Annotated in this window: 20 protein-coding genes; 16 read left to right on the top strand and 4 right to left on the bottom strand. The window is 35.1% G+C overall.

Going from position 1 to position 24,374, the window contains the following annotated elements; translation table 11 throughout:
* Nucleotides 1-359 precede the first annotated feature (359 nt).
* From ACM40_RS05920 to ACM40_RS05865, 12 genes are all read left to right on the top strand, one after another.
* Nucleotides 360-902 (top strand): hypothetical protein, encoded by a 543-nt coding sequence (locus tag ACM40_RS05920; protein ID WP_048501917.1) that lies wholly within the window; start codon nt 360-362, stop codon nt 900-902.
* Between the two features lie 205 nt (nt 903-1,107).
* Nucleotides 1,108-1,653 (top strand): hypothetical protein, encoded by a 546-nt coding sequence (locus tag ACM40_RS05915; RefSeq protein WP_048501916.1) that lies wholly within the window; start codon nt 1,108-1,110, stop codon nt 1,651-1,653.
* 642 nt (nt 1,654-2,295) lie between these two features.
* Entirely contained in the window at nt 2,296-2,841 is a 546-nt protein-coding gene (locus ACM40_RS05910) for a hypothetical protein (protein ID WP_048501915.1), read from the top strand.
* A gap of 199 nt (nt 2,842-3,040) precedes the next feature.
* The gene (locus tag ACM40_RS05905) at nt 3,041-3,586 is read left to right on the top strand and encodes a hypothetical protein (RefSeq protein WP_048501914.1); all 546 of its coding nucleotides are present in this window, start codon (nt 3,041-3,043) and stop codon (nt 3,584-3,586) included.
* An 80-nt stretch (nt 3,587-3,666) separates the two neighbouring features.
* The gene (locus ACM40_RS05900) at nt 3,667-4,467 is read left to right on the top strand and encodes an Fn3-like domain-containing protein (protein ID WP_228376148.1); all 801 of its coding nucleotides are present in this window, start codon (nt 3,667-3,669) and stop codon (nt 4,465-4,467) included.
* Between the two features lie 9 nt (nt 4,468-4,476).
* Nucleotides 4,477-7,278, top strand: coding sequence for a hypothetical protein (locus ACM40_RS05895; protein ID WP_228376147.1), 2,802 nt, complete (start codon nt 4,477-4,479; stop codon nt 7,276-7,278).
* A 10-nt stretch (nt 7,279-7,288) separates the two neighbouring features.
* Nucleotides 7,289-8,722, top strand: a complete 1,434-nt coding sequence (locus tag ACM40_RS05890) for a hypothetical protein (RefSeq protein ID WP_048501912.1) — start codon at nt 7,289-7,291, stop codon at nt 8,720-8,722.
* Between the two features lie 702 nt (nt 8,723-9,424).
* Nucleotides 9,425-10,162: a sensor histidine kinase gene (locus tag ACM40_RS05885; RefSeq protein WP_048501911.1), complete on the top strand. Its 738-nt coding sequence runs from the start codon at nt 9,425-9,427 to the stop codon at nt 10,160-10,162.
* Nucleotides 10,162-10,806: a response regulator transcription factor gene (locus ACM40_RS05880; protein WP_048501910.1), complete on the top strand. Its 645-nt coding sequence runs from the start codon at nt 10,162-10,164 to the stop codon at nt 10,804-10,806. Before ACM40_RS05885 ends, ACM40_RS05880 begins: the two co-directional genes overlap by 1 nt.
* A gap of 114 nt (nt 10,807-10,920) precedes the next feature.
* The gene (locus tag ACM40_RS05875; protein ID WP_048501909.1) at nt 10,921-11,592 is read left to right on the top strand and encodes a hypothetical protein; all 672 of its coding nucleotides are present in this window, start codon (nt 10,921-10,923) and stop codon (nt 11,590-11,592) included.
* 513 nt (nt 11,593-12,105) lie between these two features.
* Nucleotides 12,106-13,404, top strand: a complete 1,299-nt coding sequence (locus tag ACM40_RS05870; protein WP_048501908.1) for a putative phage abortive infection protein — start codon at nt 12,106-12,108, stop codon at nt 13,402-13,404.
* A 1-nt stretch (nt 13,405) separates the two neighbouring features.
* Entirely contained in the window at nt 13,406-15,709 is a 2,304-nt protein-coding gene (locus ACM40_RS05865; RefSeq protein ID WP_048501907.1) for a DUF262 domain-containing protein, read from the top strand.
* Between the two features lie 145 nt (nt 15,710-15,854).
* Here ACM40_RS05865 and ACM40_RS05860 read toward each other — a convergent pair whose 3' ends face one another.
* Entirely contained in the window at nt 15,855-16,076 is a 222-nt protein-coding gene (locus ACM40_RS05860) for a hypothetical protein (protein WP_048501906.1), read from the bottom strand.
* 1,159 nt (nt 16,077-17,235) lie between these two features.
* On the opposite strand from ACM40_RS05860, the gene ACM40_RS05855 reads away from it, so the two are divergent.
* Nucleotides 17,236-17,850, top strand: a complete 615-nt coding sequence (locus ACM40_RS05855; RefSeq protein WP_131705336.1) for a hypothetical protein — start codon at nt 17,236-17,238, stop codon at nt 17,848-17,850.
* Nucleotides 17,851-17,875: 25 nt separating this feature from the next.
* Complete coding sequence (locus ACM40_RS05850; RefSeq protein ID WP_048501904.1) at nt 17,876-18,394, top strand: DUF2911 domain-containing protein; 519 nt, start codon at nt 17,876-17,878, stop codon at nt 18,392-18,394.
* Between the two features lie 553 nt (nt 18,395-18,947).
* Here ACM40_RS05850 and ACM40_RS05845 read toward each other — a convergent pair.
* The 3 genes from ACM40_RS05845 to ACM40_RS05835 all read right to left on the bottom strand — a co-directional run bounded on the left by ACM40_RS05845 (nt 18,948) and on the right by ACM40_RS05835 (nt 21,695).
* A complete protein-coding gene (locus ACM40_RS05845; protein WP_053077098.1) occupies nt 18,948-20,231 on the bottom strand; it encodes a serine hydrolase domain-containing protein in 1,284 nt (427 codons plus the stop codon).
* Between the two features lie 64 nt (nt 20,232-20,295).
* Complete coding sequence (locus ACM40_RS05840) at nt 20,296-20,676, bottom strand: Dabb family protein (RefSeq protein WP_048501903.1); 381 nt, start codon at nt 20,674-20,676, stop codon at nt 20,296-20,298.
* Between the two features lie 17 nt (nt 20,677-20,693).
* Entirely contained in the window at nt 20,694-21,695 is a 1,002-nt protein-coding gene (locus tag ACM40_RS05835; RefSeq protein ID WP_048501902.1) for a polysaccharide deacetylase family protein, read from the bottom strand.
* A gap of 176 nt (nt 21,696-21,871) precedes the next feature.
* Here ACM40_RS05835 and ACM40_RS05830 point away from each other — a divergent pair, with 176 nt between their 5' ends.
* Nucleotides 21,872-22,783, top strand: a complete 912-nt coding sequence (locus ACM40_RS05830; RefSeq protein WP_048501901.1) for a LysR family transcriptional regulator — start codon at nt 21,872-21,874, stop codon at nt 22,781-22,783.
* A 514-nt stretch (nt 22,784-23,297) separates the two neighbouring features.
* Nucleotides 23,298-23,981, top strand: a complete 684-nt coding sequence (locus ACM40_RS05825; protein WP_048501900.1) for a type 1 glutamine amidotransferase domain-containing protein — start codon at nt 23,298-23,300, stop codon at nt 23,979-23,981.
* Nucleotides 23,982-24,374 lie beyond the last annotated feature (393 nt).

Below are 24,374 nucleotides of genomic sequence, written 5' to 3'. Positions count from 1 at the left end.
TCATTTATTAGAAGATATAGATAATATTTGAAGGGATTAAATAGCATTTAAGTTATGTTTTTTTCCGACATCAGTTAGCTGACGATTCAACAATTTCCTTAAGTGTCACGCTACTGTTAACTTGATTAATTATTCTTGGAGTACATATGCTGATTCTATGATTTTAGCGATAAATCTATATTAGCTTATATTTGGTGTAATATCGTGATAATAATTAATTTTAATTTGAAATATCTGTAAATTTTACAACAATATGTGATTAATAATGAAAAAAAACTTGGTGATATCGGATAATGTTATTAGATTTATAATTAGTTCTGAATGACAATATTTTATACACCACTTTAAATTTATTAATCATGAAAAAACAAATCTTTATCGCTGCGTTGTCTCTGGGAGCAATCGCCTTAGGAACCAAACAGGTTATGGCCCAAAATTCAGGGCAGATAAGCACATCAGTAAATATTATTTTGTCGGACGTTATTGCAATGGACATTGGCTCTGTTGCTTCAGAAGGAGCTGTAGATTTTAATTATGGGAACACAAATGACTATAATTCAGCAAAAAATGTGACCGTTCCCAATAGTTTAGTCATTATTTCCTCCAAAAATTTTGATGTAAAAGTAAAATCTGAAGGGACACACTTCGTAAGTGGCGCAAACGTAATTCCAGTAGATATATTACAGGTAAAAGCAATACCGGGCGGAAGTTTAACTGGAACCCTGAATGAGGTCACCTTATCTACAACCAATCAAATCCTAGTAAGTAATGCAAGTCCAGGGGCAAAACAATCTTTAAATATTGCCTATTACATTTCAGCTGAAAAAGCGTCAAACATACTTCTGGGAAAACCTAAGGGAACCTATACGCAAACGATAACTTATACTGCCACCGCATTGTAAGTAAATACCAATTTTTAAAAATAGAAAAGCCCTCAATACTAAAAAAGTATTGAGGGCTTTTCTATTTATCATATGAATAAACCGTGTAGTGATTTTACTACATGAACTTCCGTTTTCCACTACAAAGAAACTTTTATCGCCGCTGTAGATTTGTAATGTTCAAAAGAGAACAATTAACTAAGAATAAAAATTAAATATTACTATCATGACAAAACAAATCGTAATCTCAGCCTTAACTATTGGAGCAATCATATTAGGAACTAACAATGTTCAAGCTCAAAATACTACAGCAACCACAACTGTAAACATTACCCTGAACGATGTAATCTCTATTGATGCAGGAAGTACAGCAATTGGTAATACGGTTGATTTTAACTATGTTACCGCAGCAGACTATAACTCTGATCAAACAATTACTAAAGCCAACTCTTTAAAAGTTACTTCAACGAAGAACTTTAATGTTAAAGTAAAAGCAGGGGGTGCTAATTTTATGAATGGAACCAACTTGATCCCTGTAAATGTTCTGACGATAAAAGCAGCTACAGCTGCCGGAACAATGGGCGGAACAAAAAGCGCTGTAGTTTTATCTGCAACGGATCAGACTTTAGTATCCAATGCTCCGCTTGGAAGTGCATTAACATTGAATCTGGACTACACTATTCCAGCGGCAAAATCTTCATCTTCTGATATTTTAGGTAAACCGGCCGGAACTTATACTCAAACAGTAACTTATACTGCAACAGCTTTATAAGTTAATTTTTTTCATATTAATATTTTGTGATTTGGTGTTTCGAAGGCTTCCTCAGGAGGCCTTTGATTTTGTATGTATTGTACCGATATAGATAAAATTCAAAATCCGGGAATAAGTATCTGTCATCTGTAAGGTAGAATCTATGCTTTTGGACATTTAAATCTAATTAATACATCACACCAAACATTCAGTAAATTTATTAACCGTAAAGTTATCAAATCTCAAAAAGCGATTAATACTTGCTTTTATGAAAGTAGTTTGCTGAATGCTTGGTGCATTATTACAATAACAAATTAAACTGTATTAGTTATTTGCGTTATATTACTAATATACACTTAAATAACAATGACAATACATTTGCCAACCTATAAATATTTTTTTGTGAAAACCTAAAGAAAAATTATACGCAAACGGTAATTTATATTACGACAGCTTTATAATAGAAATAACAGGAATTTATATACACCCTCAACGCTTAGAAAGTGTTGAGGGTTTTACTATTTAAGTCAAATGAATAAACCGTGTAGTGATTTTACTACACGAACTTCCTTTTTCCACTACAAAGAAACTTTTATCGTCGCTGTAGATTTGTAGTGTTCAAAGAGAACAATTAAACAAGAATAAAAATTAAATATTACTATCATGACAAAACAAATCGTAATCACAGCCTTAACTTTTGGAGCAATGATATTGGGAACTAACAATGTTCAAGCTCAAAATACAACCGCAACTACAACCGTAAACATTACTCTGAACGACGTAATCTCTATCGATGCAGGAAGTACTGCAATTGGTAATACGGTTGACTTTAACTATGTTACTGCAGCAGATTATAACTCTGATCAGACGATTACTAAAGCCAATTCTTTAAAAGTTACTTCCACGAAGAACTTTAATGTTAAAGTAAAAGCAGGGGGTGCTAATTTCATGAATGGAACCAACTTAATCCCTGTAAATGTTCTGACGATCAAAGCAGCTACAGCTGCCGGAACAATGGGCGGGACAAAAAATGCTGTAGTTCTATCTGCAACGGATCAGAATTTAGTTACAAATGCTCCTCTTGGAAGTGCATTAACATTGAATCTGGACTACACCATTCCAGCGGCAAAATCATCATCTTCTGATATTTTAGGTAAGCCAGCCGGGACTTATACGCAAACAGTAACTTATACCGCGACTGCCTTATAATAAAAAAACACATCATTATATCTGCCCTCAGCACTTTCTAGTATTGAGGGTTTTTCTATTTAAACCCAATGCGTAATCCTGTAGTTATTTTACTACATGAACTTCCTTTTTCCACTACAAAGAAACTTTTATCGCCGCTGTAGATTTGTAATGTTCAAAGGGAACAATTAAACAAGAATAAAAATTAAATATTACTACCATGACAAAACAAATCGTAATCACAGCCTTAACTTTTGGAGCAATGATATTAGGAACTAATAATATTCAAGCTCAAAATACAACCGCAACCACAACCGTAAACATTACCCTGAACGATGTAATCTCTATCGACGCAGGAAGTGCTGCAATTGGTGGTACAGTTGCCTTTAACTATGTTACTGCAGCAGACTATAACTCTGATCAGACGATTACTAAAGCCAATTCTTTAAAAGTTACTTCCACGAAGAACTTTAATGTTAAAGTAAAAGCAGGTGGCCCGACTTTCGTCAATGGTTTAAACTCAATCCCTGTAGATGTTTTAACCATCAAAGCTGCAGCAGCTCCCGGAAATATGGGCGGAACAAAAACCGATGTGGTTTTATCTGCAGGAGAAAAAACCTTAGTAGCCAATGCTCCTCTTGGAAGTGCATTAACACTTAACCTGGACTATACTATTCCGGCGGCAAAATCATCATCTTCTGATATTTTAGGTAAACCAGCCGGAACTTATACGCAAACAGTAACTTATACGGCAACTGTTTTATAATAAAGTTTTTCGCTTGTAAAGGTTCCTTTTGCTGCGTTTTCAGTAGTTTTGGGAATCTTTATTATTAAACAATTTACACCATGCACAAGTTTATTTACCTTTTCATTTTCTTTATCCTCACAGGATCTTCTTCAATTCTGGCACAAAGTATCTCTATGTCGCCTACACGCTTGTTTTTCACTGGCAATCCAGGAGAAAAAGTGACAAAGACGGTCACGCTCCAAAACAGCTCGGATAAGGATTATGTTTTTAATCTCAACTATAAAGACTGGGTTAGAGAAGAAGACGGAAATAAGGTTTATCTTGAAGTAGGCAGTTCAAAAATTTCCAATGCTTCCTGGGTATCCACCTTAGAAAACACTGTAACAGTTCCTGCGAAAAGTACAAAGGAGATTGTAGTAACCATGCAGATTCCGGCAAACGCATCACAATCTGCCGTTACGAACAGCATGTTGTTTTTCACCCAGCTTCCTCAGCAGGCAGATAAGGCACGTATTCAGAATGGTATTGGTATTATCACTTTATTTGAGGTGGGGCTTCACATCTTTTATACTCCACCTGGAAACCATGTGAAAAGTTTGGATATTACCAATATTTCAGAGGTGAATAATGAGAATGCAGGAAACAGAAAAGTCGCAGTAAGTATCCATAATGACGGAAACACCATCAATGATGCCACCGTTGAATTTGAACTAACCAATAAAGACAGTGGTCAGGAAATAAAATTGCCTGCAATTTCAATCTCCATGCTTCCGGATACCAATCAGGTTGTTCAGTTTTCTTTACCGGAGAACATTTCAGGGAACTTCCTCGGCGTGGCTATTGTTAAAATGGCAGAATCCAATGATTTACGTGTAGGAGAAAAAAACTTTAAATTTTAAAATTAAGTCTTGAAACCACAGAATGGAATATCGATATCAGTCCTGAGAAGAACAATCTTATTCTTTGTATTTGTTCTTCTGCACTTTTCGTTGGCCTTTGCGCAGGAAAAGAAGGATATCCAAATTCATTTTGAAAATGACAGTATAGCTGTTGAGAAGGGTTCTACTTTTACTAATTTCCTGGTCATTGAGAATAAAAGTTCTGAAGAGATTACCATTCAGAATATCATACCTCAGGAAAAATATCCGGGATTGCTTTTCTATCCCAATAATGACTTTACCTTAGGTGCGGGTCTGTCTAAAAATCTTCCAGTGAAACTGATCGCCAACCTGGATTTTATGAAACTGAGGTCCAATGAGATTCAATTCCAGGTTTCGTACGCCACCCCAACGGTCACCAGAACTGAAAGCGCCTCGTTCTTCGTTGCTAAAGGAGAGAACAAAAATATCGCAATTTATACGGCTACCTACGAAAATTTCATTAACCCTGCTATACCCGAATCCTCAATTCTGCTGACTGTAGAAAACCAAGGGTATAGTAAACGAACCGTTAAGATTGATTTGCAATCCATTCCTGATGGTTTGGAAATGATGCCAAAACAGCAAACCGTGTCTCTGGAAGGATTAGAAAAACAAACGGTTGAGATCAAAATTGCGGTCAGAAAACAGAATACAATTTATCCGGAATTTAATATTAATGCGATCGTCACAGACCTGCTTGATAATAAAATCGTGGGAAGTAACACACTCTACCTGGTCGTTTTGTCACACAACAGACAAATTGCCCGGGGAAACGAAGCGGTGAGCGGAAGTAATTTTGCGGAAATTAGCTATAATGAAAACAGTTCAGGTTTCAACTTTCTCCAATTGAGGGGAAACACAGCGTTCCGGATGACTGAAAATTTGAAATCACGCTTCAATATTGGTGCGGATTACTATCTGGACGGCCGTTATAACCTGTATGATACCTGGCTGGAACTGGAGAGAAAAAATACAGTATTAAGGGTAGGAAATGTTAATAGCAACGATTACGATTACCCGGTTTTCGGAAGAGGCGGGAAAGTTTCTACCAAATTTGGTGAAAATAATCAGATTGAAGTTCTTGCGCTGGAAAATAATTATAACTTGTACGGCACCTATTTCCAACAAACAAAAGGATCTACCATGGCGGGTGCAAAATATGGTTTTGGGAATGCTAAATCTTTCAATGGGAAAGTGTCTTATATCTTCGACCATGATCCGCGCTTTAACGTAGATACGCAGGTAGCTAACGCGGTAACATCATTGTTAATTAACGATAAACATACCATTCGCACGGAGGTGGGCCTTAGCCACGAAAAAGGCCTTGTGAACAAAGATGAAAACGCAGGAGCTTCAATGGGAGCTAATTACGATGGGAAAATAGGGAAATGGGATATCCAATCTGTCAATTCTTTTGCCACCAAAAGTTATGCAGGGATCAAACGGGGATCCTTTTTCTCAAATCAACGGATCGGCCGTCAATTTTCTGCTTCTCAGCGTGCTTTTATACAATATCAGAATTCGCAGGTAGAACCTGAGTTCCTTAGTTTCCAGAGTGAGCCAATCCAACCTGGGAATACCTCTAATTTACGTTATTATTTCAACAGTACAGAAGCTTTGGGATTAGGTTATCAGTTTTCTTTAAAGAAGTGGAATTTTCTACTTTCTCCAAAGGTTGAAAAGCAAAAAACAGCTAATTTTTACATATCGCAGGAACTTTTTTCATACCGGTTGGAAGCCAATATCAGCACTACATTAGGTGCCCACGGATTGAACCTGACAGCGGAATATTCTTATTCAAAAGAGAACAATAAACCGGACTGGTTCAACAGTCTGAAAGCAACTTTATCTTACAGATACAAGTCATTCTCCCTCAACGGAACAGCCCAATGGAACGCAATCAGTGTCTTTGATTTAAATTCTTATTACAATGCAGACCGTAACTTCGCCAACTACAATGTATACGCCTCGTATAATTTCCAGATGCTTAATCATAATCTGACGGGATCTTTTTCAGCAGGAACCTTCTATTCGGAACTTTATAAGAATTTAAACAGCAATATTGCCGGTAATCTGGAATATAAGATTTCACCTTCCTGGTCCACCACAGGTTATTTTAATCTTTCCGGTTATAAATCTACGGCTGAATATGCAAGCAGTGGCAGTTATTACCAGTTCAGAGTGGGGATTAAAAAATATTTTACTGCAGCTACGACTCTCGGAAATCATAAAGTGGCTTTCCAGTTCTTTGAAGATAAAAATTCCAATGGACTTCTGGAGTCAGGTGAACCGGTACTTGCTAATGAAATTATAAAACTGGACAATTATGTAGCGATGACGGATAAGAATGGAAAAGTAGTTTTTCAGAATGTTCCTGAAGGTACTTACACCCTGAAGGTGAACGAAAGTGCGGGTGCCCGGTTGATGATGGATCCTGTCATTATGGTACATAACAATATTAACCGCAAAGTGGGCTTGGTAAAAAACATCAGGGTAAGCGGGAAGCTAACAGAGATCAAACAAGCCTACGATACTGTGGAAACGGATGTGACAGGAATCGTGGTGTATGCAAAAAGTGAGGATGGTACGATCTATACTGCCGTAGTTAACCAGAAAAATGAGTTTGAGTTTTTCCTGAAAGAAGGAAAATATGACCTCTATATTGAAAATGACAAATACAGCTATACACAACCCACCCAAACTATTCAGGTGACAAAAGAAGGTTATTCGAAAACCGTGGTTTTTGAATATAAGAAGAAAGACACCACCATTAAGGTGAAAAAGTTTTAAATTTAAAAGTATGAAAACGATGAGGGCTTTTCTAATAGGAATTTTTACCGTGTTCTGCGGGTCTGCAGTCACGAAAGCTCAGGATGTGTACCTGTCAGTTCCTGAAAATAATATTTTTAACAGGAGCGAATTTACCTCAGTACCTACAAGGGTAATGACGAACGCCAACAGAACGAACTGGGATTATGCCTTTTTGGGATTACTTCCAACAGCTCCTACATTTACCTCTGTTTCCGGACCAAATTTTACTCATTCTTCTTCCTCACTTACTTTACCCGGTACCACTCTTCTGTGGCAGTTGGAAAGTATGGGCGGGCAGCTGCCATATACCGGACTAACAGGTTATTTACCAGGTTTTCAGTCGTTCAGTACAAGCGCTATAAAATGGTTTGAACCGCCATCAACCAGTCTCGGAGGAGGATTCAACCGGGGAAATATCAATTTTACATTTAAAATTCCTGCTGCACAATTTACTGCCAATGCCTTCCGGGCCGGAAATTACTCTATGGATATCACTCAGAATTATAATGACTTTACCCCACATAATTTTAAAACAATTTTAGTGATTCCTTCATCTATACGATGGATTACCAGCTCTTTAACAAAATACATAGAAATTTCTTCTTTGAATGACTACCGCAATACAAGCACTAAGGTTTGGGATTTGGGGAATACGGAAATCGCACATACGGTTGATTTTAATTTTTGGGCGAAAGCTGCTGCCACAAACATTCAGTTTACCTCCTCTAAAGGTGTTCCGGGAACCAGAAATATAGGAAGCATTAAATTGGGAAGTAACGGATCTGGACTCACGACCAAAGCCTTATCTGCCGATTTTCAGAATTTTTCCGCTGCTAATTTCAGTGTTGTAGCCGGAAACAGAAGTAGCTTCATTCCTCAGCTTTATGTGTCTGCAGAAGATTTTAAAAACTTCTTTTTTGAAGCCGGAACTTATACGTTTGAATTGAACTTCAATGCCGGAAGTACAGATAATTCAATAAACAGCTTGCAAAATACAGCTGTTCAGTTGAAGGTACTTCCTCTGTCGGAGATTACCATTCCAAGTTCCGGGCGTAATGTAAACTTCAATTTTAATACCGCTGCCCACTACACCGATGGCCAGTCACAAATGATTCCCAACCAAATTATGCTGTCCAATAATGAAAATTTTGAGCTCTATGTAAAATCGGACGAAAATTACTTCAAGAAAGGCGGTCTGCAGACCAATATCAATTCCAATATATTACAAATTGGTGTGGATGGAAGTTCTGTAAATGCTCCCTTATCCAAAACTCCTCAAAAAATACTTTTTAACGGAGCGCCGGTTCTGGACCGGGGATTGAACATAAGATACACCATACCACCTGCAGGTGCCCAAAGTTTGGTAGGGAAGGAAAATACCACTTACTCTATCAATGTCTATTATAGTTTTACGGCCATTTAACAACACTTTCTGAATAGCTCTTCCCTATGGAGTGCTTTAATAGCAATAATCAATCGCAGGATCAGCACGGTATTGATAGATTATGGAGCTTTGTACCATGAGTATTTTATGGAAGAGTAAGTCTGTGTTCAAGCTTCCGTATTTCGTTTTGTGAGTACATTTCAACCAATGTTTTATGGCTCTGGTTCCATCTCCACAATTGGCCGAAAACACAAAACTGTCCAAAAGATTTCCTAAAGGATCTCTATCCGGAACCTTTTTTCCTTTGATGAGTTTTCCTCCATCAAACCCTTTATTTTCAGTACTTGCAGATGTATTTTTGTAGTCTGGCTATCAATTATTAACGCTTCAGGCTGTTATTTTTTATCTTACATCATTTGATCAGTTATCTCTTGATATTGTCCATGTTCCATCTTTTACCCATTGTCGGTAATGCCAGTAAACAGTTTACCAAGGTGGAAGCCTGTCGGAATATTATGCCATATAAATCCGTTTTTAGTTAAAGAAAATAGGGGATTTATTATTTCGGATAAATCCTGTTTAATTTTTCTTTTTACTAATATGATATTTTTTATAACTTGCCAGCTCCTGGAAGAAAGGTCTGAACTATATGTTTTAATTTGAATTTAAATGATATAACCTTTTCTGCCTTTTTTCAAAATAAATAATTCAAGCAGCTTCTAAAACCATGATACTGAATTTATGAATGATTTTATCAACGAAGAACTACAATTGAAAATCGAAAGACTGGAAAGCGAAATCAATTTCAAGAACGGACTGATCTCGATATTGTCTCATGATTCAAAAGAACTGTTTGGAAACTTTCTATGGCTTATAGAAGGGCTGGAGCAAAAGACCATAAGTGAGGAAGATTTTTTTAAGTTGTTGCCGCAGGTAAAACGCGATGCCCGGAAGAATCTGCAAACTACCCAGGACAGCATTGCCTGGTTAAAAACACAATACGGGGAATTCAACATTAAGCCCGTTAAAATCATGGTGATGGATCTCTTTCACTATTTAGAAGAAAAATACGCTGCCAGATTAAAAGAAAAAAACATTAAATTTTATTTTAAAGGAGATCACAATGCATTTCTTACCAGCGATCGGCTGTTGCTCAAATATGCTTTAGACAAAATTTTTAACAATGCGGTCAAATATTCCTTTCCGGGGCAGGATATTTATTTGCAGGAAATTACAGAAGGCGATCAGGTTGTAATTTCTGTAATTGATTTCGGAACGGGAATACATGAGAAGTATTTACCTGCGATCTATACTTATGGTAATCCCGTATTCCTGGGAACTGCGGGCGAGAAAGGAGCTGGATTAAGTTTGAAAATTGTAAAAAATTTTATATCCTTACTGCATGGAAACATCCGGATCATTTCCGCTGAAAATAAAGGTACCACGGTTTCCCTTTTTTTACATAAATTTATAGAATAATGGGTTTAAAAGCAAACATTCGTATTGTTGTGGCAGATGATCATGGTATCGTCCGGATGGGTTTGATACAAACAATCAAACGGTTAATACCCGATGCCGTCATTTCAGAAGTAGAAGATTATAAATCGCTATACAAATTAATTCAGAAAGAAGAATTCGATCTGGCCATTATGGACGTTAATATGCCTAATGGTACTGTTCAGGAGGCAATAGATTACATAAAAATTCACCAACCTGAATTAAAAACTCTGATATTTTCTTCGCAGGACGAAGAGCTGTATGGAATGCGTTATCTAAAAATGGGTGCCGGTGGCTATCTAAGCAAACTAAGCTCCAGTGAAGTCATTGAAACTGCTTTAACGGCGATGCTCAATAAGGGCCGATATGTGAGTGATAATATAAAAGAAGCGATTTTTTTAGAATCTTTAACTGGTGCTGCCAAAAATTCTCCCATTGAAACGTTATCAGACCGCGAGTTACAAATTGCCAGTAAGCTTGCAGAAGGTCTTCCCCTCAAAGAAATCTCTAATCAGCTGAATCTCCATTCATCAACGATCAGCACTTACAAAAACAGGTTGTTTGAGAAGCTGAAAATACGATCCATACCCGAATTGGTGGAGATTCTCAGGCTGTATAATCAGTAAATATTCTATCACAAAAAATTTGATTGTGATTCAATGAGGTTATGCAATTCAGCGCTTTTCTGTCTCCTTCTCTGGGTCTTCATAGCTGTAATCAGTATATAATATAAAAATACAATGCCGATACCCCTATTACCTCCGGACGGAGGCCTATTATATAAAGAAACCGATATGGCGCAGTTATTCCCTGAGCCGTTGAATGCAATTACCGCTGTATTATTTTTAGCTATAGCCATTTTCTGGACCCTTAAAATGAAGGGTAATTTCAAAGAATATCCTTTTTTAACCTATTGCCTGGTTTTATTATATATTGGGGCCATTGGGGGAACTATTTACCATTCTTTCAGGCAATGGCCGGTGTTCATCATGATGGATTGGCTGCCCATTATGTTACTCTGTCTGTCTGCCGGATTTTATTTTATAGCCCAGAGCACCAGATGGTATTATGCGGTTGCAATGGTTCTGGGATATCTGGCACTTATGTTCGCTTTGAGGAACTGGATTTTGGCATATAACACTTTTCTTTTTATCAACGTCAATTATGCAATCATGGCCTCATTGGTGCTTTTCTCAGTATTAAGATACCTGATGTATACCCAATGGAAAGCCGGCAAATGGGTAGGCTTTGCTTTATTGTCGTTTGTTTTTGCACTGACCTTCCGTATCGCTGATAAATGGGAATGGTTCAGTTTCGGAACCCACTTTTTATGGCATACGTTTGGGGCGGCAGCGACGTTTTGTATGTTTAATTATATCTTTCTTACGAGGAGTGCAATTAGGAAGACATAGGTGGTTTTTATTTTTTTTGTTGAGTAAAGTTGTGATGCTTTGAGTTGGTTATAGGATTATTTCAATTAAACTTGCTCCGAAATCAAGAGACTTCAGAAAGTAGAGTAGTATTTGGAAACAATACTAAAATTATTAGTATATAAAAAAAGGATTTCCGTAAAGCAATTTTTTTGAATTAATAAATAAAAAACATTAAATTACGCCGTTCTTGAATGAGCATATTTTTTAACTTTATTATTAATAGAATATAATTAAAAAATAAAAAAGAATTTATATTGTAATAAACTAATATATCATAATTCCCTAATTAAATAAAAATGCAAGCAAATATTCCATAATCATTACATAGCTTAGTATGTCTTATTTGATTCTTCTAAGTATTCTAAATTCGTATTGCCAGTAGACATTTTGAATGTGTCTATATTGATTTACAATTGATTCAAAGTACCATTTAAACTTTGAACTCTTTTGATATTTTAAAAAATTAACCACTTACATTTTATATTAAAGTATATGAGTAATATAATAAACCAACCTGATGGAAAAGAGGCATTTTTTTCTGAAAAAACAGGTAAAATATTAAGCATTTTTGGTTTAATAACCATTGCAATTACAATTCTTTTATACATTCTTTTTGGTAGTTGGTACTTTGAATGGTATTTCGATGAGGCTATTATGGGACAGTTTGGGGATTTTATTGGAGGTTTTATTGGAAGTTTATTTTCTTTGGCTGGGGTGATTTTATTTTATGTTGCATTGAAAGAACAAAGAAAGGACATCAATATAAATCAGCAAAATCTAGGATTACAAACTGATGCTCTGGAACAACAGGTTATTGAATTTAAGAATCAAAAAGAAGAACTTATTGAAACGAGAAAAGTTTATGAAGAACAAACAAAACTAATTATGGAGCAGACTAACCTTTACAAATTACAGAATAGAGAAATGAAGGAGCAATCAGGAATAGCAAAAGCTCAACAATTTGATACTAGTTTTTTTTCATATTTATCAATATTTAATGAATTGAAAAATTCTTTAAATCATTTGATCCCATCAAAAAATTATTTTGGTACATTAACAGAAAAACTAAAAGGAACTCAATTAGATGAAGATAGTATAGGTAAATCTATTAATATAATTTGTGAAAAGTATCTTGAAGTTTATAATGAAAATAAAGATAAACTTTCTCCATATTTTAAAACACTTTATCGACTAATGGTTTTGGTAGATTCTGCTAATATAGATGAATACAAAAAAAGCGAATATTTCAAACTTATACGATCACAATTATCAGACGATGAACTCCTTGTGTTGTACTACAATTACCATACGAGCTTAGGGCTGAAAGTTAGATCTTATGTTATTAAATATGGGTTATTTAAACACTTAAATACACTAGATAAATATGAGTTTGAATGTGAATTAGTCGGAATAAAGAGATATAAACTAGAGCAATTTTTAAAGAATAATGAACATATTATTGTTGATGGTCTCAAAAACTTTGCAAGCATTGAATCAAGTACTGATATCTTTAAGTCTATTACCTACGAATTGCTAGGATTAAATATTGAAGTTAAGTTAGAAATCAGTAATAATTTTAAATTTTCCTTGATTTTTGATTTGAATGATTTTAATAACCACACAGACATTACTAAAGAATTAATAAAAAAAATAATTAGCCGACATTTGTACACGATATTATATTTTTCAAAGTTTCAAAAACCAACAGAATCTGAGTTAAATATATCTGTTATTGAGACTGATCAGAGAATAGAGTTTTTATTTATAGTTGAAAATTTACAAGATTTATAATATGGGTAATTTAATAGAAAAAAATTTTATAGATATATTTAAAGGAAGTTTAAAAATTACTCCTAGGACTTTATCTATTAAGACATTGTTAAGCGAGCGTAATTTAAGACGAATCGATTACAAACCATATTATCAACGTAATTATGTTTGGGATAATGTAAAGCAAACTTTTTTTATAGAAAGTGTTCTGTTAGGTACTGAAATTCCTCCTCTAATCTTGTTTAAGTCCGGAACCAGTATTGAAGTTATTGATGGAAGACAAAGATTTGAAACTTTAAAAAGATTCATTGAGAATGATTTTACATTGACTGAAAAAGGGTTATTATCATTACCAGCTTTGGCTAAGCAAACATATAATAAATTAAGTGATGAAGTAAAAGAAATATTTTGGAATTCGAATATAAGAATTTTCGAATTTGAAGTTATAGTTGGAATTGATGAAAAGTTAGAGGACAAAATAAAGAAAGAAATTTTTAGACGATATAACACTGGAATAACTTCGTTGACTTCAGTTGAGGTCGACGCTGCAAAATATGATACGGACTATCTTTCTAAATTATTTGAAAGGAAATTAGAAAAGGACGATTTTTATCTAAATGTTAAAACATGTTTCTTTGAAAACGACTATAATACAGCAGATTTAATAGAGAAAATGATAGATGCTTTACGTCGATCATTTATTCTTTCAAAATTTCCTATTTCACAATATGCCAGAGGAACGAGAAGAAGTGAAATAATGTCAATATTATATGAAACATTCACCAATACAATTGAAGATTTAGATTTTGAATTTTCCATCTACATAAAGCAACTTGAAACACTTTTTAAAATTAATAATTTTTTCATTAAAAATAAGTTTGATCATAAAAATAGATTTTTGAATGAAGCATTGTTGTGGGGAATCAGAATCTCTGAACAAGAAGGAGTTATACTAGATGCTAATGATATACAAAATGAATTACTAAAGTATTTACAAATACATCAACTTATTTATTCTGAAGATAGCGCTTACTATTATAAAAATATAATGGAAAGATTTGCTAATATTGCCACGTTTTTTGAGAATAAATTTAATATCGATTTTGAAATATATATAAGGAAGTCTGAATTTAATGAAGAATTAAAGAATTTACTTCAAACAGATAGTGATGCGCAAGATGTTCTAAAAAAATTAGCAAGTTTAAGAATCAATAAACCTTCACCTGTATCTAAACCAATTGAAGAAATATTATCTGATGTTAAGTCTTATAAATACCTTATACGACCATCATATCAGCGTCAAGAAAAAATATCAGTTCTAAAAGCATCTTCTATTATTGAAAGTATTCTTTTAGGAATTAATTTACCCCCAATATTTATATTTAAAAGGAAAGACAATGTTAAAGAAGTTATAGATGGACAACAACGATTATTATCTATTATTGCTTTTTTAGGAAGAGCATATGTAAATGAAAATGGAGCTTTAACTTATTCAATAAATAATAATTTTAAATTAAAAGGATTAAAAATATTGAATAAAAATGGAATGAATTTTTCGGCTTTATCACCATTAGAACAAGATAAAATTTTGGATTTTATTATAGATGAAATAATTATTGAACAAAGCCTTAATGACCAATTTTCGGCAACAGATTTATTTATTAGATTGAATCAAAAACCTTATCCGATTAATAATAATTCCTTTGAAATGTGGAATTCTACAGTAGATAATGAAATTATAAGTAAAATCAAAGCTGTTACCTATGAAAATATACAATGGTTTTATAGCAAGGAAAGAATAGAAGGAAGAACTGATAGAATGGAAAATGAAGAATTAATAACAATTTTGTCATATTTAATTTATCACCTAGATAAAAATGAATCATATAATAAAGTGTTGGGATTATTTCCAAGAATTGATAGGATTACTTGTAGAATTAAAAATAAGTCTGCAATAACAGATTTCCTGACAAAGTTGGATGAAAATAGTGAAGAAAAACATTTATTTAATAAAAGTATTGATAAAACAAAAAAATTAATAGATGATTTTGGTGGATTATTTAACTCTGATCAAAAAAAGGAAGAAATAAATGATTTTTTTAATGTTAAAAATTCAAAATCGTTTAGAAGATCTTACCAAGATTTTTATATTACATGGTTAGTACTATATGCAAAGCAAAAAGAACTAGATTCCAAAACAATTAAAAATATTATTAGAGACATGTTGATACTCTTGAAAAATGCAAACAATGAAAATGTTAATAATGATTATTTTGAACGTTTTTCTTCTAAATTGGATTCAATAATAGAACAATATAGATCTTAAATAATGATTGTTACAAATTCATCTACATAACTAATCTTAATGAAATTAACCAATCAAGACTATCTAATACAGATAGTCTTGATTGGTTAATATTTAAACTCAGCTCAAATTTATATATTAAGGAGTGTATAGGTTTTATTGAAATCTATATTCTAACCATCTCGAAAAAGCTGGCAAGAGTCATATTTCTAGCATGGCAAATTCGCATTATTGTAAGAAGAGCAATTTGATAGTTTTCATCATCCCTTATTCTTCGAACAGTCTTTTCATCTATATTATGATCTACTGCAAATTTGCTGTTATTGTTCACAGGAATAACCCATTCATCCCTTATAAATTCAACAATTTTTCTATTTGCTTCTGTCATAAAAACAAATAAATTACATATTCTTATAAAAATATCGGACTGAAATCCGAATAATCAAAAATTTTTCTATATTTGTACAATAAGCTACAAAAAAGGTAGCTTTGCGATACTTCAAAGAAAAATAGAAGCTATTGCTTAGAATCTTGTACTAGAAAAACTGGTAATTTTTAAACACACAAGACGATAAGCAGGAAGCTCACGACCTAGGCGTGGGCTCTCTTATCTGTGTGTTGGGTATACCAGTACCTCTAGTTCAGATATTGTAGAGTCCCATGCCGTTTTTATTTCATGCTGTTTTACTTTTCTACAATCATCTTTTTCTAAGCTGCTTCACTACATAAAGTATCATGATAGGATACAGTGGAGTGTACAATCCATTGCGGCTTCAGGGCTTTCACGGGAACACAGATTTATTTCTATTAAAACTCAGCATATCTCATATGCTGAAAACTTTATCGTGAATAAAGGAGAAATATAAACCATTAAGAAAAATGAAGGTTTTAAGGAAAGTTAAGATCCATCAAAGATGGGTAAAGCATTTCGCTGAATGAATAGCTTCAGCTATGATCTTAATGGGTCTTAATCGCTTAAAAAATCTTAATGTTTAAGCAAAATTTTCTCAATGAAAAATACAACTCATGAAAAAATATAAACCATTTAGAAAAATGAAGGTTTTAAGGAAAGTTAAGATCCATCAAAGATGGATAAAGCAGTTCGCTGAATGAATAGCTTCAGCTATGATCTTAATGTGCCTTAATCGCTTAAAAAATCTTAATGTTTAAGCAAAATTTTCTCAATGAAAAATACAACTCATGAAAAAATATAAACCATTAAGAAAAATAAAGGTTTTAAGGAAGCTAAGATCCATCAAAGATGGATAAAGCAGTTCGCTGAATAAATAGCTTCAGCTATGATCTTAATGTGCCTTAATCGCTTAAGAAATCTTAATGTTTAAGCAAAATTTTATCAATGAAAAATACAACTCATGAAAAAATATAAACCATTAAGAAAAATAAAGGTTTTAAGAAAGTTAAGATCCATCAAAGATGGATAAATCAGTTCGCTGAATAAATAGCTTCAGGTATGATCTTAATGTGCCTTAATCGCTTAAAAAATCTTAATGGTTAAGCAAAATTTCAACAACAAAAGATACAAACGCATGAAAAAGATAAAAACAGATTTTGATCCTCAGTTTTGGGCAGGTAAGCGCTCCGGATTGCAGCTGATAGAAACTTTCTTTCAGTTCAATGAGCTGGATGCTTCCAAAGAAAGGCTCAGCAACATTATGAATTATGCAGTCAAGAGAAATAGCTGGATCCATGAAGATCCGGCGGTGATCTTCCGGTTTCATCAGTCGATGAGGTCGTTGATCCGGGCAGGCTATCTCATCATGCTGAAGAACAAAAAATGGACGGTTGATACCCGACAGGAGAAGATTTCCCCGGGAGTTCTTGGCCTGCTTTCGGAGAAGGAATACCGGAATCCTCTGCTGGTTTTCAAAAAAGCATTCAGGGAATATACCCTCAAAGAATTTGATTATTTTATGTCCGGAATCGTCTATTTCTCAATGGGCGTCTATGAAAACCTGCCGGAAAGCAACATCGTGATGCCCTACATCCATACGGTCAAAATGCTGGATGCCGCCCACCTTATCCTTCAGAGAAAGAAAAGGAGAGGGCTGATACCAATCCAGGATAAGATGGAGGCAGCGACAGTCTTTATATTTTCGGCAACCGGTTTAGTGTTTTATAAGCCAAAAGCAGTAAATTCGTAAACCAACAACAACAAACAAAAATATTATGAAAACTATCATTAAATCTGCTGCCGTCCTTGTTGCAACCATGACCATTTCACTGAATGCCTTTGCGCAGGAAACTAAAAAACCTGCCAGCCCTCCGGCTACTGCCACAGGAAAAATTAAAGATGCCACCATTACAATAGCCTATAGCAGCCCTTCTGTAAAAGGGCGTACCATATGGGGCGGTTTAGAAGCTTATAATAAAGTTTGGCGTGCGGGTGCCAATGAAGCAACCACCTTCGAAACGGATAAAGACATTACCGTTCAGGGTAAACCGCTGCCTGCAGGCAAATACAGCTTTTTCCTAATCCCTAAAGAATCCGGAACCTGGACAGCGATTTTTAATAAGGAGCCAAAACAATGGGGTGCTTTTAAATACGAAGAAGCAAAAGATGCTTTACGCGTTGATGTAAAAACAAAAGCTTTACCAGCCAGACAGGAAAATTTAGTTTATAAAATAAACAGTAACGGATTCACAATGGATTGGGATAAAATCTCAGTTCCTGTAGAGATAAAGTAAACTAAAGTATAATAGACTAAAATCCCGTTAATGCGGGATTTTTTTATTGTATCAAAAATTATTATTAGGCTATTTAAGAAGTTTTATTTTAAAAGATCAAGTATTTAGGCTTACAATATTGAACACAAAAGGTCAGATTGTAAAGTTTGGTAAAGAGATTTTTAGGAATAAAAAGAGACAACTAATAAATAGTTGTCTCTTTCAGTGACCTCGACAGGATTATCTTCGAACCAATTTCTTGCCGATATTGATCGAATTTTAATGTATTTAATAGATAATTTGAAGTTTGAAAAATCAATACTGCTTTTGTACGCTGCGGATACAAAGTTATGGTGGTGATTTTTAATTTCTTGATTAATAATCGTCTACGTTTTTCTAATTGTGAATGTAATTTATTTAATGCATTTGATTGCTAAATACAACTTTTTCCATTTGTGAACCAAGGGTATTAAAATTAAAAATAGTAGACTACCCATAAAATGATAGGTGGGCGGTTTTTGGCTTTAAACTAAATTCAGAATCCATAGGAAACAAATAGTGATATTGTGTAAAGCTAATTTGTGATAGCTTGGTAAATAGCAGTCTGAAAATCCTCACCAATAGAATACCAGGGCGAAAGGTATTCCTGGGTCATGAGTAGTGCTATGATTCCTTCTTTTGGGTCTGCCCAGCCATGTGTATTGAATGCACCTCCCCATCCGAAGGAGCCTATACTTCTTGGAGAGAGGTAGGCATTCTTTTCGGTAACCAGTGCAAATCCACCCAGCGTGAACTGAAAGTTTTCCGGCTGCGGAGGCAAAGGAGATATAGCGACCTGATCACCTAATTGATTGGTAAGCATTAGTTCAACTGTGCTGGGACTAATGATCCTTTTTCCCTTGTAGAGACCTTTATTTAGAAAAAGAGAGTAAAATTTAGCCAAGTCGCCCGCTGTGGAACTTAGACCCGCGCCACCCGATAAATAGGTTCCTTGCATCTTAGGGAAGTCCGCATTGACACCTTCATAAATGGGATGATTCACTTTAATCAGCTTATTCTCCGTTGTCGTCTCGTATAGGCTGACCAGCCGGCCCTGTTTCTTTTCAGGAATATGAAAATAAGTGTCATTCATCTCCATCGGAATCAGGACATTTTTCATTAAAAACTGATCCAGAGGTTCTCCGCTCCATATCTCAATCAGGTATCCGAGCAGATCTATATTGAGCCCGTAGGTAAAGCGCTCACCCGGATCATGCTGCAATGGTAATCTCGCTAATAATTTCATCTTATCGCCAACAGTCGATGCCATTGTTCCAATACCTGAGGGAATGGCAGTCTTTTCATATAGACTCCACATCGTAGGGTCACTGAAAATGGCGGGATAGGCGATGCCGGAGGTATGTCTTAAAAGATCTCTTACAGTTATTTCCCTACTGGCTGGTCTTGTGGTATAGCTTCCATCCTTGGCATTATACTTAATTAAAACTTTTGGGTCCTTAAATGCCATAATATATTTTGAAATCGGATCATCCAGCTGGAATTTCCCCCTTTCCCATAATATCATTACAGCAAGGCTTGTGATTGCTTTGGATTGGGAGGCAATTCTAAAAATAGCATCAGTCTTCATTTGGGTTCTTTTTTCCACATCAGCATAGCCAAATGCCTTTTGGTACACTACCTCTCCATTCTTGATAATAAGCACCGATGCACCCGGAATGTGGGATGCGGCTATATGTTTATTGACCACAGTGTCGATTCTTGTCAGTCTTTCTGCGTCAAATCGATTTTTTTGGGCCTTTACGATAGTGGTTTGCGCAATGAATGCTGCCACTAAAAAAGTTATTATTGTGTATTTCATTTTTTAATGTTTTGTATGCTATCAGACTGGCTTTTTTATGAAAAATCAGTTGAAATCTTTTTATTTATTGTTCATAATCCAATACCAGGATATCTTCAAGTATAGGCTTAATTTGTTTTATAATCAGTTGTTTGTGATAATCTGATCGATTGAATTCATCCAGTGACTTACGGTCCTTGAATACTGCGGTCTCGGCATAGCTAAAATCTTTAGCTCTTCCTGTAAAATCTAGTCCGAATGAGATTTCCAAGAGCCCAGCAACAGTGTTCTTTTGCTTAAGTATTTCATCTTTTAGGTCCTTAATCTGCTCAGAAGATGTACTTTTCTTAAATTTGAAAAGGACGATATGGACAATTTTTGGAGCTGGTGTTTTTTGGAGACTCTGTCCTTTTGCCGTGGCGAATAAGCTCCCGATAAATATGATCAATACAATTATATTCTTCATGTTGACAAGTTTTAAAATTAGAGATTTGTATTACCGGCCAGCCCGCTTTTTTCAGCAACATCCCGTTTTACCATTGGTGTGGTATCAGGGGTTGCCAGCGCATGTTTTGCCAGTTCTCCTTTGGTGGCATACCATATTCCGTCATGTTGAGCTACATATTTAAAAAAACGTTCGATTACACGGATACGTGAGGCATGGCCTGATATACGGTCATGGAAACTAATTAGCATCATGCGTCTGCGTGTTGCCGCTTCCTCGTAAAGCTGGTCAAATTCATCTTTTAGCTGTTGCTCATAGTCAGCGGGAGAAAATCCCGGAAAGTCAAATGAGCCGATATCGTTCATGTGTATGGTGTAGGGCATGGTCACAAAGGGCTTGCCGTTAAGCTGTTGTATGTAGGGTTCATCGCGGCTCAGATCATTGTTGTGATAAATAAAGCCCAGTTCCTGAAGGAGGCTCAGGGTATGTACGCTTCCCCGCATCCAGTAGCAGTCATATCCTAAAGGGGTTACGCCCGTTACTTTTTCAATGGACTGCTTCACGCTGCGTATCCATTCGCGTTCCTCATCTTTCGACATATTATACTGCCATGCCCATTCTTTTCCATGAGCAGCAGGTTCATGCCCACGTGTGACAATTTCACGTGCGAGTTCTGGATGATTGTCCACCGCTTTTCCGACCATGAACGAAGTTGCTTTGACACCGTATTTGTCAAACAAATCAAGCATTCTCGGAATACCTTCCTGTACGCCATAATCGAAATATGAATTTGTTGCCAGGTCTGGATATCCTTTTTTGATCGGTTCAGGGATAAGTCCACTTGCGCCTGAAATGGGTTGACCGCCGGCTTCAAACTGTAGGGAAATTGAAATGGCAAGCCTGGCTCCATTTGGCCAAAAACTTTTTGTGGAATCTTGGATCTTAGGTTCAGATGTATTTTCTACTGCTCCAACTATCCCGGGAATAGCTATTGCAGACGCACCTAATGAAGTTTTCGTAATAAAATCTCTTCTGTTCATGAGTATGAGTATTTAAAATTTATTGATGGTATTGTTGGTAAAATGGGTAGACAGATAAGATTTATCCATTATCTGAAGCTAAAATATTTATCAACATTGACACTGTAAATTTCTGTTACATTTTTCTATTCTTAAAATAGCTTAAATAGTATATTTGTATTATAATACTTATAGATATGCAATGGAATCTGGAATGGCTCAGAACTTTTAGAGCGATATATGAAACAGGGACACTTACAGCTGCTGCACAAGAACTATACCTATCACAACCTGGTGTCAGCCTGCATCTCAATTCACTCGAAGCGTATGCAGGATATAAGCTCTTTGACCGATCACCGCGGAAGATGGTTCCCACCGAAAAAGCTAAAATTCTTTACAATTTTGTACTGGAGGCTCTGCAGCGGATGGAAAGTGCGGAACAGCTTTTTCATAGACGTTCGCAGCCGGAACGGATAACCATAAGCATCGGAATGTGCTTTGAGAATTTTCAGTACACCCTTGAAGAACATGTCGCACAACTTCCATTTAATCTTATTATTAAATTTGGACTATATCCACAAATGCAGGCTGATCTGGACAGCGGATTGCTCGATTTGATTGTCACACCACAGAAGGGAAATCAGCAGAACCTTATTTATGAGGCTTTCTCCAAAGAACGAATTGTGCTTATAGCTGGAAATAAAACGGATATATCAGAACTGCAATTTCAGTTGGGATGTGGGAATCTTTCGGCAGCAAGGGATTTCTTAAAGCAACAACTCTGGTACAGTACAGCAGGTGATATGGAGCAGCTGAAAAATTTCTGGTCAAAAAACTTTAATGAGCACCCGGACTTCAGCCCGAACTATATTGTACCTAATATTAATTCTATTATCCGCTGTTTGAGCGATAATGAAGGCTTTTCTATAGTACCTGATTTCCTTTGCTGCGAAGGTTTGGATTCTGGTAAAATTAAATTAGTGTGGGAGGGGAAACACGTCTTGGAAAATACACTATACTTTGGAACACGGAAAAATACTATGTACTATAATGAACTGGATCAACTGAAAAAGCTTTTTGAAAAGAAATGGGAATTTCTGATCACTTAATTTTAAATGCAGCAATGATTGTGTAATTCGAGGTAGCTATGGAAAACCATAATCAATTTACAGATTTTGATCATCCCTAACCATAATCCTATTAGTACTTCTATTCAGTCCGGTTGAGAAACAGGAAAAAAGAACTAAAGACAGGGAGCTTTACTATTACAAGATCATGTCTTTATTATATGGGCGCTTCTATGGCATACTGGGCGGTTTCAGAAAGTTATTGACCGGGACTATAGGGATATTCAGGACAATTGAAAAAGGTGCTGAAATTACCCCGGGGCGCTGAGGTTAATATGGTTATCTCCTGTGGAATCAGAAAAGGAAATGAAGGAATTTGGGGTCAACGTTGCAAGATGCCATTTAATGAAATATATATTGAGAGATAATCAAGAAATTAGGCAGTAATTCTAATTATTTTTCTTAGCAGAGATTCGGTTACAATCTTCCTTGATTGGGTTACTTACACCCATTCGTTTATTATTAACTTTAAATAATAGAAAAAATGAAATAAAAAATGAAAAAAATCCTTCTGATTGTAACCAATATCGGGCATTATGAAAGTGGTTTAGAAACCGGCCTGTGGTTGAGTGAGCTTACCCATATCTACCACACAGCAAAGGAAAAGAAATGGGTGGTCACCATTGCAAGTCCTAAAGGTGGAGATGTACCTATTGATCCTGAGAGTTTAAAGCCTCTTGTATTGGATAAAATTTCAAGATCATACTATGAAAACCCTGCTTTTATGAGCGAACTCAATCATTCAAAGAGTTTACTGGAAGTTCAAAATGAAGATTTTGATTGTGTATATCTCGCAGGTGGTCATGCAACAATGTATGATTTTCCAGATGATGTTATGATGCAAAATATCGTCAGAAGACAGTACGAAAGTGGAAAAATAGTTGCTGCTATCTGCCACGGTGTGGGAGGATTGATTAATGTGAAGCTTTCTGATGGTACCTATCTGATTACAGGAAAATCAATGACAGGATTCGACTGGTTTGAGGAAACCATCGCAAGAAGAAAAAGAGAAGTTCCTTTTAATCTTGAAGCTTCAATTGTTGAGCGTGATGCACATCTGAAAAAAGCATTTATCCCCATGACCTCAAATGTTATAGTGGATGGGAACCTGATTACAGGACAAAATCCATTCAGTTCAAAAGAAATGGCAGAAGTTGTTGCGAAAGAACTTGATAAATAATACTCTTTCGGACTTATACAAGTCAAATAAATTACAGTTAATCATTAAAATTAATTATGGCACCAAACGTAAAAGAAAATAAACCATTTTCTAAAGAAAATTTCCTTGTTTGTTTTTGAACAACAATTGAAACAATTCAGCTAAAAATATATAGTTTTTTTAGTAAATTTTTGGTGTTCAAATCCTGTTAGGTCATCGAAGGTAAAGTTTTCAACTTTCATTAATTTTATATTAGCTAATTGATTTTCAGTGTTGTTGTATTGTATTTGGAATCAACTAAGTTTTTTTGAATTGACACTTTTGTAATAAAAGTCTTAATTTGATGAAATTTAACTAATTGATTATGAATTATGTGAAAAAGAATATGCGCAAATTATCCTAAATTTGCGCATA

This window comes from Chryseobacterium sp. BLS98 (assembly GCF_001045445.1).
Taxonomy (GTDB): Bacteria; Bacteroidota; Bacteroidia; order Flavobacteriales; family Weeksellaceae; genus Chryseobacterium.
This window is presented reverse-complemented; position numbering and strand designations above follow the sequence as displayed.

What these genes read in the sequence shown, in the direction of transcription:
- ACM40_RS05880 (WP_048501910.1), top strand. Translation starts at nt 10,162, where the DNA reads ATGGGTTTAAAAGCAAACATTCGTATTGTTGTGGCAGATGATCATGGT.
- ACM40_RS05860 (WP_048501906.1), bottom strand. Translation starts at nt 16,076, where the DNA reads ATGACAGAAGCAAATAGAAAAATTGTTGAATTTATAAGGGATGAATGG.
- ACM40_RS05835 (WP_048501902.1), bottom strand. Translation starts at nt 21,695, where the DNA reads ATGAACAGAAGAGATTTTATTACGAAAACTTCATTAGGTGCGTCTGCA.
- ACM40_RS05825 (WP_048501900.1), top strand. Translation starts at nt 23,298, where the DNA reads ATGAAAAAAATCCTTCTGATTGTAACCAATATCGGGCATTATGAAAGT.
- ACM40_RS05865 (WP_048501907.1), top strand. Translation starts at nt 13,406, where the DNA reads ATGGGTAATTTAATAGAAAAAAATTTTATAGATATATTTAAAGGAAGT.
- ACM40_RS05850 (WP_048501904.1), top strand. Translation starts at nt 17,876, where the DNA reads ATGAAAACTATCATTAAATCTGCTGCCGTCCTTGTTGCAACCATGACC.
- ACM40_RS05830 (WP_048501901.1), top strand. Translation starts at nt 21,872, where the DNA reads ATGCAATGGAATCTGGAATGGCTCAGAACTTTTAGAGCGATATATGAA.
- ACM40_RS05855 (WP_131705336.1), top strand. Translation starts at nt 17,236, where the DNA reads ATGAAAAAGATAAAAACAGATTTTGATCCTCAGTTTTGGGCAGGTAAG.
- ACM40_RS05845 (WP_053077098.1), bottom strand. Translation starts at nt 20,231, where the DNA reads ATGAAATACACAATAATAACTTTTTTAGTGGCAGCATTCATTGCGCAA.
- ACM40_RS05905 (WP_048501914.1), top strand. Translation starts at nt 3,041, where the DNA reads ATGACAAAACAAATCGTAATCACAGCCTTAACTTTTGGAGCAATGATA.
- ACM40_RS05870 (WP_048501908.1), top strand. Translation starts at nt 12,106, where the DNA reads ATGAGTAATATAATAAACCAACCTGATGGAAAAGAGGCATTTTTTTCT.
- ACM40_RS05915 (WP_048501916.1), top strand. Translation starts at nt 1,108, where the DNA reads ATGACAAAACAAATCGTAATCTCAGCCTTAACTATTGGAGCAATCATA.
- ACM40_RS05875 (WP_048501909.1), top strand. Translation starts at nt 10,921, where the DNA reads ATGCCGATACCCCTATTACCTCCGGACGGAGGCCTATTATATAAAGAA.
- ACM40_RS05920 (WP_048501917.1), top strand. Translation starts at nt 360, where the DNA reads ATGAAAAAACAAATCTTTATCGCTGCGTTGTCTCTGGGAGCAATCGCC.
- ACM40_RS05900 (WP_228376148.1), top strand. Translation starts at nt 3,667, where the DNA reads ATGCACAAGTTTATTTACCTTTTCATTTTCTTTATCCTCACAGGATCT.
- ACM40_RS05910 (WP_048501915.1), top strand. Translation starts at nt 2,296, where the DNA reads ATGACAAAACAAATCGTAATCACAGCCTTAACTTTTGGAGCAATGATA.
- ACM40_RS05890 (WP_048501912.1), top strand. Translation starts at nt 7,289, where the DNA reads ATGAAAACGATGAGGGCTTTTCTAATAGGAATTTTTACCGTGTTCTGC.
- ACM40_RS05885 (WP_048501911.1), top strand. Translation starts at nt 9,425, where the DNA reads ATGAATGATTTTATCAACGAAGAACTACAATTGAAAATCGAAAGACTG.
- ACM40_RS05840 (WP_048501903.1), bottom strand. Translation starts at nt 20,676, where the DNA reads ATGAAGAATATAATTGTATTGATCATATTTATCGGGAGCTTATTCGCC.